This is a genomic window from Rarobacter incanus (genome assembly GCF_006715765.1).
GTDB classification, from domain to species: Bacteria; Actinomycetota; Actinomycetes; order Actinomycetales; family Cellulomonadaceae; genus Rarobacter; species Rarobacter incanus.
In genome coordinates this window covers 684,167-699,770 of record NZ_VFNV01000001.1, presented here as the reverse complement: position 1 = coordinate 699,770, position 15,604 = coordinate 684,167, and the positions used below count along the sequence as shown (strand labels likewise).

Here is a 15,604-nt window from a genome sequence, read left to right as displayed (position 1 = left end):
GGAAGTATTTGTTTGTCCCGCGGTTGCGCCACGAAACGATTTTGGTACTCGGATGTTACACACACGGGTTACCGTCTAACTATGGCAGCCGTCTTCGATCGTTACGAACAGGGTGCGCCCTGGGACGAAATGTTCTCCCGCGACGCGAAACCGCACCGCGCCAGCGTGCCGCTGCACCGGATTTTGCAGGCCCTATCGCCGGGCGAAATCCAGGCTCGCGCGGACGCGCTTGCCCGCAGCTACGTGAACCAGGGCGTGACTTTTGACTTTGCGGGCGAAGAGCGACCATTCCCCCTCGACGTTGTGCCTAGGGTCATTGACGCCGTCGAATGGCAGACGATCGAGTCGGGCGTCGCCCAGCGCGTGCGCGCGCTCGAGGCCTTTCTCGATGACGTCTACGGGCAGCAACAGTGCGTGCGCGACGGCGTCGTTCCGCTCACATTGATTCAATCCTGTTCGGAGTTTCACCGCGAAGCATTCGGTGTGATCCCCGCGAATGGGGTCAGGGCCCACGTTTCGGGAATCGATCTGATCCGAGATGCCGACGGACAGTTTCGGGTTCTCGAAGACAACGTGCGCATCCCGTCGGGCGTCTCTTACGTCGTTTCCAACCGGCGGGCGATGGCGCAGTCGTTCCCCGAACTCTTCGCGCAGCTGCGCATCCGGCCCGTCGATGGGTACCCGCGCCATCTCTTGCAGGCCCTGACCAAGGCGGCCCCTGCGGCCGCGAGCGCGGAACCGACGGTCGTGGTCCTCACCCCGGGCGTCTTCAACTCCGCCTACTTCGAACACTCCCTGCTGGCACGACTCATGGGCGTTGAACTGGTCGAAGGCTCGGACCTCTTCGTGGCCTCGAACCGCGTGTGGATGCGCACCACGGAGGGGCGCCGCCGTGTCGACGTCATCTATCGGCGCGTGGACGACGAATTTCTCGATCCGGTACATTTCCGTGCGGATTCACTGCTGGGCGTGCCGGGGCTCCTCAACGTTGCCCGCCAGGGCAACGTCACCATTGCGAACGCCGTAGGCAACGGGGTCGCCGACGACAAGCTCGTTTACACCTACGTCCCGGACCTGATCCGCTACTACCTGGCGGAGGAACCGATTATCCCGAACGTTCAGACATGGCGCCTCCAAGAACCGCAATCCTTGTCCGAGGTGCTGGACCGGTTGGATGAATTGGTCGTCAAGCCGGTCGACGGATCCGGAGGAAAGGGTATCGTCGTCGGCCCCGCCGCCTCACGAAAAGAACTCGATGAGTTGCGCGCAAAGCTGGTCGATGACCCCCGCGGATGGATTGCGCAACCGGTCGTCCAACTGTCGACGGCACCCACCTGGGTGGATGGGCACCTGGCCCCCCGCCACATCGATCTGCGCCCGTTCGCGGTCAACGACGGCGACGACGTGTGGGTGCTGCCCGGCGGCCTGACTCGCGTGGCGCTGCCGGAGGGGCAACTGGTCGTCAACTCGTCACAGGGCGGCGGGTCGAAGGACACCTGGGTGCTGGGAACGGGGCGGGGCCGGCGCCCCGATAAGCCCGCGGCAACGGGGTATTCGCGAGTTGCCGAAAGCGTGCCGCTGACCACCAACCCGCACGATTCGACGGTGGCCTCGTTGGCTCTCAACCAACAGCAGCAACAACAACAGCAAGCTAGCGACATCGCATCTGGGGGGCCGACATGCTGAGCCGCATCGCCGAATCGCTGTTTTGGATCGGAAGGTACGTCGAACGCGCCGACGACACGGCGCGGATCTTGGACGTGCACGTCCAGCTGCTCTCCGAGGACCCGTGGGCAGAAGAAGACATGGCGTGCCGATCGTTGCTAACGATCATGGACCGGCCGGTGCCGCTCGACGGCACGCTCGTGACGAAGTCCGACCTGCTGGAAATCCTTGCCCACGACCGCGACAATCCATCCGCCATCGCCGGGGCGTTGATCGCGGCGCGAGAAAATGCCAGGCGCGCCCGGGAAATCGTTTCCACAGAACTGTGGGAATGCCTCAACACCACCCGCAACGGCGTCGTGGGCTTGATCCGCAATTCGACGCCGCACGACTACTTTTCCTGGGTGCGGGAACGCGCTGCGGTCGTTGCCGGCGTCCAGGATTCCGGCACAAGCCACGATGAAACCTGGTTGTTTATGATCCTGGGCCGCTCCATCGAACGAGCGGATATGACGGCACGTCTGATCACCTCCCAGGCTCACCTGGGTGCCACCGGCCCGGGGTGGACGACGATGCTGCGATCGTGCGGCGCCTACGAGGCGTTCCTGCGCACCTACCGCGGCCGCGCCAGCGACGAACGTGCCGCGGGATTCTTGGTGCTGGACCGGTTGTTTCCCAGGTCGATCGTGAATGCCCTGACGCGGGCGGAGGAATGCCTGCGCGCGCTCAACCCGAATGAAGACCGATACGGGGTGACGGACGAGGCCTTGCGTGAGCTCGGACTGGCGCGGGTCGCTTTGGAATACGCGCGCCCACACGAGCTGATGAGTGAGCTGCCGACGGCAATGGAGCGCGTCCAATTGGCGTGCGCCGCCGCGTCCGATGCCATCAGGAAGCGGTATTTCCCGACCGAAGTCGCGATGGAATGGGTGGAGGAGGCGCTGTGAACCGCTACGAAGTTGTCCACACCAACGCGTTCAAGTACCAGGACACGGTCCGCGCGTCGTACAACGAGGCGCGCATGATTCCCGTTGCGGGACGCGGTCAACGGATCGTGGATGTCAGCGTCAACATCGATCCGCTGTCATCGCGCTACGACTACACGGACTATTGGGGCACGCGCGTGGTGTCGTTCGAGGTCCTGCGCCCCCACGATCACCTCACGCTCGTCGCCGCATCGTTGGTGGAACTGGCCGGCCCCGAGGGGTTCGATGATCCGAGCGCGACCTGGGAAGACCTGCGCGATCCGGCGCTGTGCGACCGGCAGTCGGTATACCTGACGCATTCGCACGTCACCGTGGTTCCCGACGACGTGCGCGCGCTGGCGCTGGATTGCATCGAAGGCAATTCCCCCCACCAGGCGGCGCTGCTGATCAGCGACGCCATCCGCGACGCGATGGAATACGTTCCGGGCGTGACCACCGTGCACACCCCGGCCAGCGAGGCCTGGCAGGAGCGCAAGGGCGTCTGCCAGGACATCGCACACCTGACCGTCGGGGCGTTGCGCTCGGTCGGAATTCCGGCGCTGTATGTGTCCGGCTATTACGACCCGCGCGCGGCTGCGGATCTAGACCAGGAAACGGTAGTCGGCCAATCCCACGCCTGGGTCGAGTGGTGGGCCGGTTCGTGGCGCCCCTACGACCCGACGAACAGGGTGGTGGCGGGCGACCAGCACGTCGTGGTCGGGCGCGGGCGCGAATACGATGACGTCCCTCCGTTCAAGGGAGTGTTTGCGGGCGGCGGCCGGTCCGAACTGGATGTATCCGTTGCCATGACACTAAAGAATTAGGGACGAGAGCCCCCTCGCCGGGACTTTCGTTCCCCGCCTGCGCCCAAGTCACCCGCTAGCGTTGCCACATTAGTCGCACGTTAGCAAAGGGGTACTTCGATGGCAGATCCGCGCGGGTTCTTGCGGACGCGCAACCGTGAGTTGCCGTTGGACCGACCCGTACCTTTGCGGATACGCGACTTTGCCGAGGTGCACCCCAGCAAGCCCGAGGGCGCGGCAGGCCTGGATATGACCCGGCGGCAGGCCAGCCGCTGTATGGACTGCGGGGTCCCGTTCTGCCACTTTTCCTGCCCGCTCGGCAACCTGGTGCCCGAATGGAATGACCTGGTGCGCACCGGCCACTGGGAGGATGCGGTCGAGCGGCTGCACGCGACCAACAATCTTCCCGAGGTCACCGGTCGGCTGTGCCCGGCGCTGTGCGAATCCGGATGCGTGCTTTCGATCAATGACCCCGCGGTGACCATACGCAACATCGAGGTGGCGATCGCGGAGGAGGGCTTCAGCCGCGGACTGATAACGCCGATGGTGATCAACCGGCACACCGGCAACCGCGTCGCCGTGGTCGGCTCCGGGCCCGCGGGCCTAGCGGCCGCCCAGCAACTCACGCGCGCAGGGCACCAGGTGACCGTGTATGAACGATCCGACGCGCCCGGCGGGCTTTTGCGGTACGGGATACCGGAGTTCAAGATGGCCTCGTCGGTCATTGACCGCCGCATCGATCAGATGATCGCCGAGGGGACGGCGTTCCGGTGCGGAATCGACGTCGGCAAGGACACGACGATCGCCCAGTTGCGAGAGCAATACGAAGCCGTGGTGATCGCGATCGGTTCGCCGACTCCGCGCGATCTGCCGGTCCCCGGGCGAGAGCTGGGTGGGGTCATCCAGGCCATGGACTACCTGGTCCCCGCGACGCGCAAGGCGCTTGGCAAGGACGTGACCGAGCACTACGACGCAAACGGCCTGGACGTGATCGTCGTCGGCGGCGGCGACACCGGATCGGACTGCATCGGCACCGCCGTGCGCCAGGGCGCACGATCCATCACTCAATTGGAAATCATGCCGCAGCCGCCGGCCGGCCGCCCCGCTAACCAACCGTGGCCGATCCACCCAGCAATTTTCAAGGTATCCAGCTCGCACGAGGAGGGCGGCGAAAGGCTCTTCCAGGTGTCGACCAGTCGTTTGCTGGGGGACGAATCCGGCTCAGTGACGCATATCGAGCTAGAACAGGTCGAATTCGACGCGGGACGTTTCGTTCCCATTTCGAGTGCCCCGATCCGGCTGCCGGCGCAGCTAGTGGTGCTGGCCATGGGATTCGTCGGTGTCGATAGGGCCGAGATGGGCCGCGACTGGGGCCTGGGCGTCGATGAGCGCGGCCGCGTGGAGCGCGCGGACGACTATTCGACCCAGGTCGACGGCGTGTTCGTCGCCGGGGACGCCGGGCGCGGCCAGTCGCTTATCGTGTGGGCGATCGCCGAGGGCCGGTCTGCGGCCGCGGAGGTGGACAAGTACCTGATGGGGCGCACGGAGCTGCCGCACGCCATCGGCGCCACGGAGCAGCCACTGCGCGCGTAGCAGTTTGCCGGATAGCGCGAAGCGATCCTCACCCATCGCGGGGGAGCATCACGGCGTTAGCTTCGAGGCGAGCGCTCGGCGTGCCGCATCCTCATCGCCCTCGATCTCGGGGGCCGCGAACCACGGGGAGGTGCGCCCCCACAAGGTCAGGGCCACATCCTTGGACGGCCCGCTGACCTTCGCCACCGGGTCGCCGGGGCCCCACACCCACCGCGCCGCAGTGTCGGTCGACTGGAAGGCGATGGCGGTCGCCGGGGGAGCAAGCCGCTGCAACCGCACCTGGCGGGGCGCCAGCGACGACACGACCTCATCGGTGACATCGTCCCACTGCTCGGCGCTGACCTGGTTGAGCGTTTCGTCCGCGGCGAGGCTGCGGGCAATGTCCGCGGCGTGAATCAGTGTCTCGTTGGCCTGCCTGCGCCACCAGTATCCCGGCGGGCCGGGACCGTCCAGGGTGAGCGCGCGGCGATCCGCGTCCAGGCTCACGCACGAATCCCACAGAATGTTCGCAGCGAAATCGTAGAAGTCGACCAGCGACTCGCGGTCGCGCGGAGCTGCGGGATCGTGCACGCCGATGTCAACCCCGCGCATCATCGCGGCCGCCCACAGGTGGACGGTTCCAAGGTGCAGCGCGACGTCGGCGACCTGCCAGGTTCCGCACCAGGGCACCGGGGCCGAGGGGTCGGCACCCCCAAGAAGGTTCCGGACCCATGACTGGCCAAGGCGCAGCGTCGATAGGTGGTCGGCGGCAGCGGGGTGCGCAGCGGGCCCAGACCAGGTGCTGGGTGCAGTGGCGGCGGGGGGAGGGGAGGCGGGGAACTCGTCGGTCATATGGCAATTATGCGGCCCAGTCATCCCACGACCGCAAACGCGCGAAGGCGCCACGACCGAGGCGGGATTTCGGTGTCGGCGGCGTTGCGCCATTGGTAAGCGCGCGGCAATGCGTTGCGACCGAGCCGGGTTTTCCGTGGAAGAATGGGAGGCCGTATAGCGTCGCCCGCCCACCGGCATGGCGCGCCCGTCGCCCTTACCCCTCACGATTCGGAGCCTGAAAAGACCGTGTCACCAATCCCGAGCCCCGCCACCGCCCGCGCCATCCAACCGGCCGCGACGGCTCCTAAGTTGCTGCGCAACTTCTGCATCATCGCGCACATCGACCACGGCAAGTCCACGCTGGCGGACCGCATGCTCCAGCTCACCGGCGTGGTTGAGGCACGCGCCATGCGCGCGCAGTACCTCGATCGCATGGATATCGAGCGTGAACGCGGAATCACGATCAAATCGCAGGCCGTGCGGATGCCGTGGGCGGTGCGCGATGAAGACGGCACCGAGCGCGCGTACGCGCTCAACATGATCGACACCCCCGGGCACGTGGACTTCACCTACGAGGTGTCCAGGTCGCTCGCGGCGTGCGAGGGCGCGGTGCTCTTGGTAGATGCGGCGCAGGGCATCGAAGCGCAGACGCTTGCGAACCTGTATCTGGCGCTCGACAACGAACTGGAGATCATTCCGGTCCTCAACAAGATCGACCTGCCGGCGGCGCAGCCCGAAAAGTACGCCGAGGAGATTGCCGGTTTGGTCGGATGCGATCCGGCCGATGTCCTGAAGGTTTCGGGTAAGACGGGTGAGGGCGTCGAGGCGCTCTTGGACAAGATCGTTCGGGTGGTGCCCGCGCCGCAGGGTAAATCCGAGGGGCCGTGCCGGGCCATGATTTTCGATTCCGTGTACGACACATTCCGCGGCGTCGTTACCTATGTTCGCGTCGTCGATGGGGCGCTGCGCCCGCGCGAACGCATCGCGATGATGTCGACCAAGGCCGCGCACGAGCTGCTGGAGATTGGTGTCATTTCGCCGGAGCCGATCCCGACGGCGGGTCTGGGCGTGGGCGAGGTGGGCTACCTCATCACGGGCGTCAAGGACGTTCGCCAGTCCAAAGTGGGCGACACGATCACCAGCCTGCAGGCCGGGGCCACCGAGCCGCTTTCCGGCTATTCCGACCCCAAGCCGATGGTTTTTTCCGGGCTCTACCCCATCGATGGATCCGACTACCCGGCGTTGCGCGACGCATTGGACAAGCTCAAGCTCAACGACGCCGCGCTCAACTACGAACCGGAAACCTCCGTCGCGCTGGGATTCGGCTTCCGCGTCGGGTTCCTGGGCCTGCTGCACCTGGAGATCGTCCGCGAACGGTTGGACCGTGAGTTCGGCCTGGACCTAATCTCGACCGCGCCCAACGTCATCTACGACGTCGTCTTGGAGGACAAATCCGAGGTACACGTGACCAATCCCAGTGAGTTCCCCGGGGGTAAGATCAAGGAGGTGCGCGAACCGGTGGTCCGCGCGACCATCCTGGCGCCCAGCGAGTTCATCGGCGCCATCATGGAGCTGTGCCAGACGCGCCGCGGCGACCTGCTGGGGATGGACTACCTGTCGGCGGATCGCGTCGAGATGCGCTACACACTGCCGCTGGCCGAAATCGTTTTCGACTTCTTTGACCAGTTGAAGTCGCGCACGCGCGGATACGCATCGCTCGATTACGAACCGAGCGGCGAGCAGGTAGCCGACCTGGTCAAGGTCGACATCCTGCTGCAGGGCGAACAGGTCGACGCCTTCAGCGCCATTGTCCACAAGGACAAGGCCTACGCATACGGCGTCATGATGACGGCGAAGCTCAAGGAACTGATCCCGCGCCAGCAATTCGAGGTCCCGGTGCAGGCCGCGATCGGTTCGCGGGTCATCGCCCGCGAAACCATCCGCGCCATCCGCAAGGACGTGTTGGCTAAGTGCTACGGCGGCGATATTTCGCGTAAGCGCAAGCTGCTCGAAAAGCAGAAGGAAGGCAAGAAGCGGATGAAGACGATCGGGCGTGTCGATGTCCCCCAAGAAGCATTCATCGCCGCGCTTTCCTCCGAGCAATCGACCAAAGAGTCGAAGGACGCTAAGAAGAAGTGAGCCCCGCATTCCCCTCCGGCCAGGAGGTTCCGGCGGGGGGTCCGTTGGCTGACGGTCAGTTCGGCGATGCCAGCAATCCCTTCGGCGTCTACGTCCACGTGCCGTTTTGCCGCGTGCGTTGCGGGTACTGCGACTTCAATACATACACGGCGACCGAACTGGGTGGGGGAGCGAGCCAGCGGGACTATGCCACGGTGGCCGCCCTGGAAGTCCAGCTGGCAGGGCAAGCGATGCGAGCGGCCGGATACCCCGGCAGGCAGGTAAGCACCGTGTTCTTCGGCGGCGGGACTCCCACATTGTTGCCCGCATCCGACCTGGTCGCCATGCTCGATGCGATCCGCCAGCAGTGGGGCATTGCGCCCGGCGCGGAGGTCACCACGGAAGCAAATCCGGATTCGGTGGATCTGCGCTACCTGCAAGAGCTGGCCGCCGGCGGGTTCACGCGGGTGTCGTTCGGGATGCAGTCCGCGGTGCCGCACGTGCTTGCGACCCTTGAACGCACCCATGCGCCCGAACGCATCGGACCGTGCGTGTCGTGGGCGCGGCAGGCGGGGCTGGACGTATCACTCGACCTGATTTACGGCACGCCGGGTGAATCGTTGGCCGATTGGCGAGCGAGCGTGCGGGCCGCGATCGAGGCGGGACCAGACCACATTTCCGCCTACGCGCTGACCGTCGAGCCGGGCACCAAGTTGGCGGCGCAGGTGCGGCGCGGCGCCGTGGGCATGCCTAGCGCGGATGATCAGGCCGACAAGTACGAGCTGGCGGACGACATGCTTACCGCGGCGGGGTATTGCTGGTACGAGATCTCCAACTGGGCGCGCACGGATGATGCGGCTGATCACCGCTGCCTGCACAACATGGCGTATTGGCGGGGGCACGATTGGTGGGGCGTCGGTCCGGGAGCGCATTCCTACCTCGGTGGCCTGTCCAGGGGGGACGATCAGGACCGACGAGGGCTCCGCTGGTGGAACGTCAAGCACCCGCGCGCCTATGCGGCGCGGGTGACGGCGGGGCTGTCGCCTGCGGCGGGCCTGGAATGGCTCGACCCAGCCGCGCGCGAACTCGAGTCCATGATGCTGGGCATACGCCTTCGCGCGGGGATGCCGGTTCAGGACTTGCCCCCGTCCGCTCGCGCGGAAATCCCCGCATTGATCGCCGAGGGGCTCATCGATGGGCACGCGGCGATCGCGGGGTTCCTGGTTTTGACCCGCAGGGGGCGGCTGCTCGCCGACGGAGTTGTGACGCGACTGACACGCGACTGACGCCCGCAATTCCGCCGAAATGTCGCACGGCCCGCCTATCATGAGGTGGTTTAGGCGGGCGACTACGGGGGCACAACGCGGCGATGGAACAAGGCAGCAAGCGAGACGAAGCGCACCCCTTCGCAGGGCGCATCTACGGCCTCGATGCCATGCGCGCACTCGCCGTCGTGCTGGTGTTGGTCTACCACATCTTCCCGCAATGGCTGCCCGGCGGGTTCATCGGGGTCGACGTGTTCTTCGTCGTTTCCGGCTTCCTGATCACGGGCCTGCTTCTGCGTGAATGGCAGGCGAACGGGCGCATCGATCTGGGTCGCTTTTGGTTGCGACGAGCCCGCAGGCTCCTGCCGGCACTCCTGACCGCGGTGCTTGCGGGCACGGCCATCGCGGGCCTGATCGGCGGGGACATTCTGGTCGGGATCGGCAGGCAGATCGTCGGCGCGCTGACGTTCACTTCGAACTGGTTGTATATCGCGGCCGGGTCGTCCTATGCGTCAGGTTTTAGCCCCGAGATGTTTACCCACCTGTGGTCGCTTGCGGTGGAAGAACAGTTCTACCTGGTGTGGCCGCTCATCCTCACGGTGGTCCTCGGCGTGATGCGTTCGCGGCGGCGCCGCGGACTGCGCGACGCTACCGATGCCAGACCATTGCGGTATGTGGCGTTGGCTTCGCTTTCCATCGCTGCCCTATCGGCAGTCGCCATGGCCATCGCCGGGAGCGTGAAGGACGACCCGTCGGCGGTCTACTACGGAACCCACACGCACCTTGCCGGTTTGATGCTAGGGGCGGCTCTGGCCGCCGCGGTATCGTCTCGAAGCGGATGGCGCATGATTCTGCGCGCCCGGCGCACGGCGCGGGCGCACGTGACGGCCCGCGCGGCGGCGATCGCGGCGGCGGGCATCATTACGGGCACGGCGGCGTACCTGCAATGGTCGTCGGCGGCCACCTACATTTATGGAATCACGCTCGCCAGCCTCAGCGCGGCCGTGATCATCGCCGCGCTGCTGTGCTTGCCCAATTTTGCGCAGCGGGCCGAACGCGGTGCGCTTGCGTGGGTTGGGCAGCGCTCCTACGGCCTCTACCTGTACCACTGGCCGCTCGTCGTTATCGCCTATTACGGCCTCGGCGGCTGGCCCGAATGGGTCCGACAGGTCCTCATCGTGACGCTGACGTTCGTGATCACCGCCCTGTCGTATCGGTTCGTTGAGCAACCCGTTCGCACGCTCGGGTTCAAGCTGACCGCCGTCGGCGCGGTCAAGGCCTTGCGGGCCAACGCGCCCGCGCACACGCGCCGGGTGGTCGCCTCGATCGGGGCCGCCACGATCCTCGCGGTGGGGGGAACGGCGCACGCGGTGGCTACGGCCCCGACGCAAACGGAATTGGATCGGCAGTTGGCCGCCGGGCAGGCTTTCGTGGAGGCGCTGAGCGAACAAGACGCTGCTGGGGCCCGGTCCGCGGATAGCTCCACCAAGAAGACAGGCGACGCCGCGAAAGGCGAGACGAGCGCACCGCAACAAAGCGCTGTTGCTCCCAAACCGATTGGTAAGAACACCACGATTATCGGCGATTCGGTAACGCTCGCCGCTGCCCAAGCACTCGAAAAGGAACTGCCCAAGATCGGAATCCTTGCAAAGGTGGGACGGAGCATGAACGCCGCTCCCGGCATCATCAAGGATCTTCGCGACAGCGGCGAATTGCGCCCCTATGTCGTCATTGCCTTGGCGACAAACTCCACGATCGACGCAGAGATCATTGCCGACGTCGTAAGCGCTGTAGGTAAGGGCCGCGCGATCGTATTTCTGACGGGGCATGCACAGCGCAGTTGGATCAAACCGACAAATAGGGCGTTGCGCGCCGCGCCGAAAAAATACAAGAACGTCTTCGTCGCGGACTGGGACGCTGTTGCCAACGAGCACCCGGGCGCGTTCGGGCCCGACGGCATACATCCGTACCCTAACAAGACCGGAATCTACGCTGACTTGGTCGTGGACGCGCTCAAGGCAGTGCCGGAGACGGTATTTTGACGGGTATGAGTTTCGATCGGTATTCGGCCGACGTGCTTTCGGGCCGCACCCCGCATCACAAAAGAAAACCCGTCAGCGTTGAGGTGCCCGCGCGGCGCGGGCTCGTCGTTGAGGAGGTAATGACCGGATGGGTCGGGGCGGTGGTTCGCGTCGAGAAGTCCGGGGGACAGCACATTGTCGTCCTGCAGGACAGGCGCGGCAGCGTTCGCACGTTCCCGCTCGGCCCGGGATTTTGGATCGACGGCAAGCCCGTCACATTGATTGCCCCCGGAACTAGAACAGCGCTAGCGCGCCCCACGCGTACGGCCTCCGGGTCGGTGGCGGTGCACGATGCTCCCGAGCGCGTGGCGAGGGCTTCGCGGATCTGGGTCGAGGGCACGCACGACGCGGAACTCATCGAACGCATTTGGGGCGACGATCTGCGGATAGAGGGAGTCGTTGTCGAGATATTGCGGGGTGTAGATCACCTCGAGGCCGTCTTGCAGGTCACCGCGCCGACGCCCGATGCTCGCGTGGGGGTCTTGGTAGATCACCTGGTCGCAGGCTCGAAGGAATCCATAATGGTCGAGCATGTTCGCCGGCAGTGGCCGCAAGATGCGCTGTTGGTCGTCGGGCACCCCTATGTCGATGTTTGGCAGGCCGTGAAGCCGGGGGTTATGGGGCTGGAAAACTGGCCGCAGATACCGCGAACTGTCGAATGGAAGCGCGGAATTCTTGCGCATCTGGGACTGGCCCACGCGACGCAGGAGGACGTTGCCGACGGCTGGCGCGCCATCCTTTCGCGAGTCAACAGTTATCGCGATCTCGAACCCGAACTGCTCGGGCCTGTGGAAAACCTCATCGATTTCGTGACTACCGATCCGGAACCGGCGTAAGATTGGCACTCTAAGGATGTGAGTGCCAGGTGGGAGGTGGCCTCGTCCTTGCAAGAACATGCAGCCAGCGCAAAGCAAAATCGCCGAAGGGAGCTTCGTGACGGACACAGGACCGCGTCTAACGACCGCCGAGCGTCGCATTAGCGTCTTGCGGGCCGTCATCGAGCACTACGTCGCAACCCACGAGCCGGTCGGATCGAAATCGGTGGCCGAGGGGTACCGGCTGGGCGTCTCGCCTGCCACCATCCGCAACGACATGGCGATTTTGGAAGACGAGGGGCTCATCGCCCAGCCCCACACCTCTGCTGGCCGCGTCCCGACTGACAAGGGATACCGGCTTTTCGTCGACCGGCTCACGACCATCAAGCCCATGTCGGCGTCCGAACGCCGTGCGGTGGAAGCATTCTTGGGCGGCGGCATCGATCTAGATGATGTGATTGCGCGATCCAGCCAGTTGCTGGCGCAGCTGACCGGGCAGCTTGCGATCGTCCAATACCCGTCCCTGCGGCGCAGTTCGCTGCGTCACCTGGAGCTCGTGGCGTTGTCCGCCGATAGGTTGCTCGTCGTTATCATCACGGACACCGGACGGGTCGAGCAACGCATCACTACTCTCGAATCGCAGGTAACCGAGGAGGACCTGGCCGACCTGCGCGGGGAGCTGAATCGCGCCGCGGACGGCAAGAGGCTGCCCGAACTGGCGACCGCGATCAACGAATGCGCGCAGGCCGTGCGCCCGGCCATCCGGCCGCTCGCTCTCGGGGTGGCGCAAACGGTGCTGGACGCCCTGGGTGAGGAGCGCGAGGAACGGATCGTGGCGGCCGGGGCGGCGAACCTGGCCGACAAGATCGAATTCGGTGGCACGCTGGGGCCGGTCCTTGAGGCCCTCGAAGAACAGGTCGTGCTGTTGCGCCTCTTGACCGAGATGGCGCACGACACGGCTCCGGTTTCGGTCCGCATCGGTAAGGAAACGCAGGTTGACGCGCTGGCCCACGCGTCGGTGGTGACCTCCGGTTACGGTCACGGGGCTGATCTGGTCGCCACGATCAGCTCCATCGGGCCCACGCACATGAACTATCCCTCGACCATCAGCGCCGTGCGCGCAATAGCCCGCTACTTGTCGCGATTCGTCGCCGCATAGCGAACTTACGCCAACACAAAGGACTGCAAGACTCAGTGACTGATTACTATTCCGTGCTCGGGGTTTCCCGCACCGCATCGCTCGAAGAGATCAAGAAGGCTTACCGCAAGCTCGCTCGCGAGCTGCACCCCGATGTCGCCGGCCCCGGGGCGGAGGACCGCTTCAAGGAAGTCACCCACGCCTACGAGGTACTGTCGAACGCGCAAAAGCGCGAGCAGTACGACATGGGCGTTGACCCCAGTGCCCCGGGGGGCGGCGCCGCCGGAGGCTTTGGCTTCCAGGACATCTTCGAGACGTTCTTCGGCGGCGGGGGCGCCTCGCAGGGGCCCGTGCCGCGCACCCGTCGCGGCCAGGATGCGCTCAAGGAGGTCGCGGTTGACCTGCGCGATGCCGTGTTCGGTGCGCAGATAACGGTCCCGCTGACCACGGCGGTAGTGTGCCCGGCCTGCCAGGGCTCGTGCTGCGCACCGGGGACGAGCCCCCAAACCTGCCAGGCATGCCACGGGCGCGGATCGGTCAATCGCGTGGCGCGTTCGATCCTGGGCCAGGTCATGACGTCGGCGCCGTGCGCCATGTGCGACGGACACGGCACGGTTCTGCCCTCCCCCTGCCAGGAATGTGCTGGCCAGGGGCGCGTGCGTTCCGAGACAGACCTGACGGTCGAAATCCCTGCGGGGGTGGAAACCGGAAACCGCGTGCGGCTCCGCGAGAAGGGCGAGGTGGGTCCCGGCGGCGGACCGGCCGGCGACCTGTACCTGCAGATCCGCGTGCTCGATCACGAGGTTTTCGCCCGCCAGGGAGATGACCTGCACTGCACCGTGACGCTGCCCATGACGGCCGCGGCACTGGGTACCGTTATCGAACTCGAAACCTTCGATGGCACGCAGACGCTCGACATCCCACCGGGCACCCAACCCGATGAGGTGCTGACGATGCACGGATTGGGCGTTGGGCGCCTGCACTCTCAATCGCGCGGTGACCTGGACGTGCATGTCGAGGTCGAGATCGCCGAAGCACTCACCGATGAGCAACGCGACTTGCTGCGAGAACTTGCGCGCCTGCGCGGCGAAGAGCGGCCGGCCGCGCGCGTGCACTCGACTTCCAAGGGCGTATTCTCGCGGCTGCGTGAGAAGCTCTCTGGCCGCCAGTGAGCGCGCCCACCTTTTTTTACAAGCCCGTGGGCGGGGGCGTGCCGAGCGCGGGTGACTCGATCGTGCTGGGAGGGGACGAGGGCCGCCACGCCGCGATGGTGCAACGCCTGCGGGCGGGAGAATCCATCCACCTGGTAGACGGGGACGGACTGCGAATCGCGGGGAGCGTCGAGGTAAACCACGGCAAGTCGTTGACGGTTCGCGTCGCACAAGTGACCCATGAGCCACCGCCCGCGATAGAGATCACCCTGGTGCAGGCACTAGCCAAGGCAGATCGCGCCGAACTCGCGATCTCGACGGCCACCGAGTTGGGCGTGAGCGCGGTGATCCCGTGGCAGGCGGCGAACTGCGTAGTGAGGTGGCGCGGGGACCGCACGGAAAAGTCCCAGGCGAAATGGCACGACGCGGTTCGCGCGGCGACCAAGCAGTCGCGCAGGTCGTGGCTGCCGCGGGTGCACCCGGTCGTGGATTCGCGAGGATTGGCGCAGCAGGTTGCGCAAGCAGTAGCCACCGGGGTGCGGGTCCTCGTACTCCACGAGGAGGCGACCCGCTCGCTCGTTGGTGTTGTCGATGCCGACGTTACCCCGATGTGGTTGGTGGTGGGTCCGGAGGGCGGCATCGGCACCGCGGAAACGGCAAGCCTGGTCGCCGCCGGCGGCGTGGTAGTCAAGCTCGGCGATAACGTGCTACGCACCTCGACGGCCGGGGCGGCCGCCATAGCCGCAACCAACGCGCTCTGTGGCGCATGGGCGTGACGCGCTAGGCTTACAACCATGACGACTCCCACCGATTCCACCAACTGCCTGTTCTGCCGCATCGTCGCGGGCGAGTTACCGGCGGATGTGGTCGCCTCCAGCGACAACGTGATCGCGTTTCGCGATATCGACCCGCAAGCTCCCGTGCACGTCCTGGTCGTTCCCAGGGCGCACTACGGCGACGTCGCGCAGGTCGCGGCCGGTGACGCCGATCTGCTCGCGGAGATGGTCAGCCTGGCCGATCAGGTCGCCGGGACGCTCGCGGACGGCCAATTCCGCCTGATATTCAACTCCGGGCCGCGCGCCGGGCAAAGCGTCTTCCACGTTCACGCGCATGTGATAGCCGGTGAGCAACTGGGGTGGTCACCCGCGTGAGTTCGTCGTCTGCGCAGTCCGTCCACAGCATCGCCGTCCCCGCGCA

Annotated in this window: 13 protein-coding genes; 12 read left to right on the top strand and 1 reads right to left on the bottom strand. The window is 65.7% G+C overall.

The features are described from left to right. The first annotated feature begins 81 nt into the window (after positions 1–81). The 4 genes from FB389_RS02940 to FB389_RS02925 all read left to right on the top strand — a co-directional run bounded on the left by FB389_RS02940 (position 82) and on the right by FB389_RS02925 (position 5,026). A complete protein-coding gene (locus tag FB389_RS02940; protein WP_142111286.1) occupies positions 82–1,686 on the top strand; it encodes a circularly permuted type 2 ATP-grasp protein in 1,605 nt (534 codons plus the stop codon). Beyond that, positions 1,680–2,612, top strand: a complete 933-nt coding sequence (locus FB389_RS02935) for an alpha-E domain-containing protein (protein WP_142111285.1) — start codon at positions 1,680–1,682, stop codon at positions 2,610–2,612. The genes FB389_RS02940 and FB389_RS02935 overlap by 7 nt, the downstream gene beginning before the upstream one ends. Continuing rightward, positions 2,609–3,454, top strand: coding sequence for a transglutaminase family protein (locus FB389_RS02930; RefSeq protein WP_142111284.1), 846 nt, complete (start codon positions 2,609–2,611; stop codon positions 3,452–3,454). Before FB389_RS02935 ends, FB389_RS02930 begins: the two co-directional genes overlap by 4 nt. A gap of 99 nt (positions 3,455–3,553) precedes the next feature. Next, positions 3,554–5,026, top strand: a complete 1,473-nt coding sequence (locus FB389_RS02925) for a glutamate synthase subunit beta (protein WP_142111283.1) — start codon at positions 3,554–3,556, stop codon at positions 5,024–5,026. Between the two features lie 48 nt (positions 5,027–5,074). On the opposite strand, the gene FB389_RS02920 is transcribed toward FB389_RS02925, so the two are convergent. Beyond that, a complete protein-coding gene (locus FB389_RS02920) occupies positions 5,075–5,857 on the bottom strand; it encodes a maleylpyruvate isomerase family mycothiol-dependent enzyme (protein ID WP_170207842.1) in 783 nt (260 codons plus the stop codon). 228 nt (positions 5,858–6,085) lie between these two features. Between FB389_RS02920 and lepA the strand changes: the two genes are divergently transcribed. The 8 genes from lepA (at position 6,086) to FB389_RS02880 (ending at position 15,558) form a co-directional block, all read left to right on the top strand. After that, complete coding sequence (lepA, locus tag FB389_RS02915; RefSeq protein ID WP_281282017.1) at positions 6,086–7,978, top strand: translation elongation factor 4; 1,893 nt, start codon at positions 6,086–6,088, stop codon at positions 7,976–7,978. After that, entirely contained in the window at positions 7,975–9,243 is a 1,269-nt protein-coding gene (gene hemW / locus FB389_RS02910) for a radical SAM family heme chaperone HemW (RefSeq protein WP_142111280.1), read from the top strand. The genes lepA and hemW overlap by 4 nt, the downstream gene beginning before the upstream one ends. Positions 9,244–9,326: 83 nt before the next feature. Next, a complete protein-coding gene (locus tag FB389_RS02905) occupies positions 9,327–11,264 on the top strand; it encodes an acyltransferase family protein (protein WP_142111279.1) in 1,938 nt (645 codons plus the stop codon). A 5-nt stretch (positions 11,265–11,269) separates the two neighbouring features. Next, positions 11,270–12,139 carry a DUF3097 family protein gene (locus tag FB389_RS02900; protein ID WP_142111278.1) on the top strand — a complete coding sequence of 290 codons (870 nt, stop codon included), beginning with the start codon at positions 11,270–11,272 and terminating at the stop codon, positions 12,137–12,139. A 97-nt stretch (positions 12,140–12,236) separates the two neighbouring features. Then, positions 12,237–13,277, top strand: coding sequence for a heat-inducible transcriptional repressor HrcA (hrcA, locus tag FB389_RS02895; protein ID WP_246043486.1), 1,041 nt, complete (start codon positions 12,237–12,239; stop codon positions 13,275–13,277). A gap of 35 nt (positions 13,278–13,312) precedes the next feature. Beyond that, positions 13,313–14,428 (top strand): molecular chaperone DnaJ, encoded by a 1,116-nt coding sequence (gene dnaJ, locus FB389_RS02890; protein ID WP_142111276.1) that lies wholly within the window; start codon positions 13,313–13,315, stop codon positions 14,426–14,428. Further along, positions 14,425–15,183: a 16S rRNA (uracil(1498)-N(3))-methyltransferase gene (locus FB389_RS02885; protein ID WP_142111275.1), complete on the top strand. Its 759-nt coding sequence runs from the start codon at positions 14,425–14,427 to the stop codon at positions 15,181–15,183. The genes dnaJ and FB389_RS02885 overlap by 4 nt, the downstream gene beginning before the upstream one ends. 18 nt (positions 15,184–15,201) lie before the next feature. Then, on the top strand, positions 15,202–15,558 hold the full coding sequence (locus FB389_RS02880; RefSeq protein ID WP_142111274.1) for a histidine triad nucleotide-binding protein: 357 nt from the start codon (positions 15,202–15,204) through the stop codon (positions 15,556–15,558). Positions 15,559–15,604 lie beyond the last annotated feature (46 nt).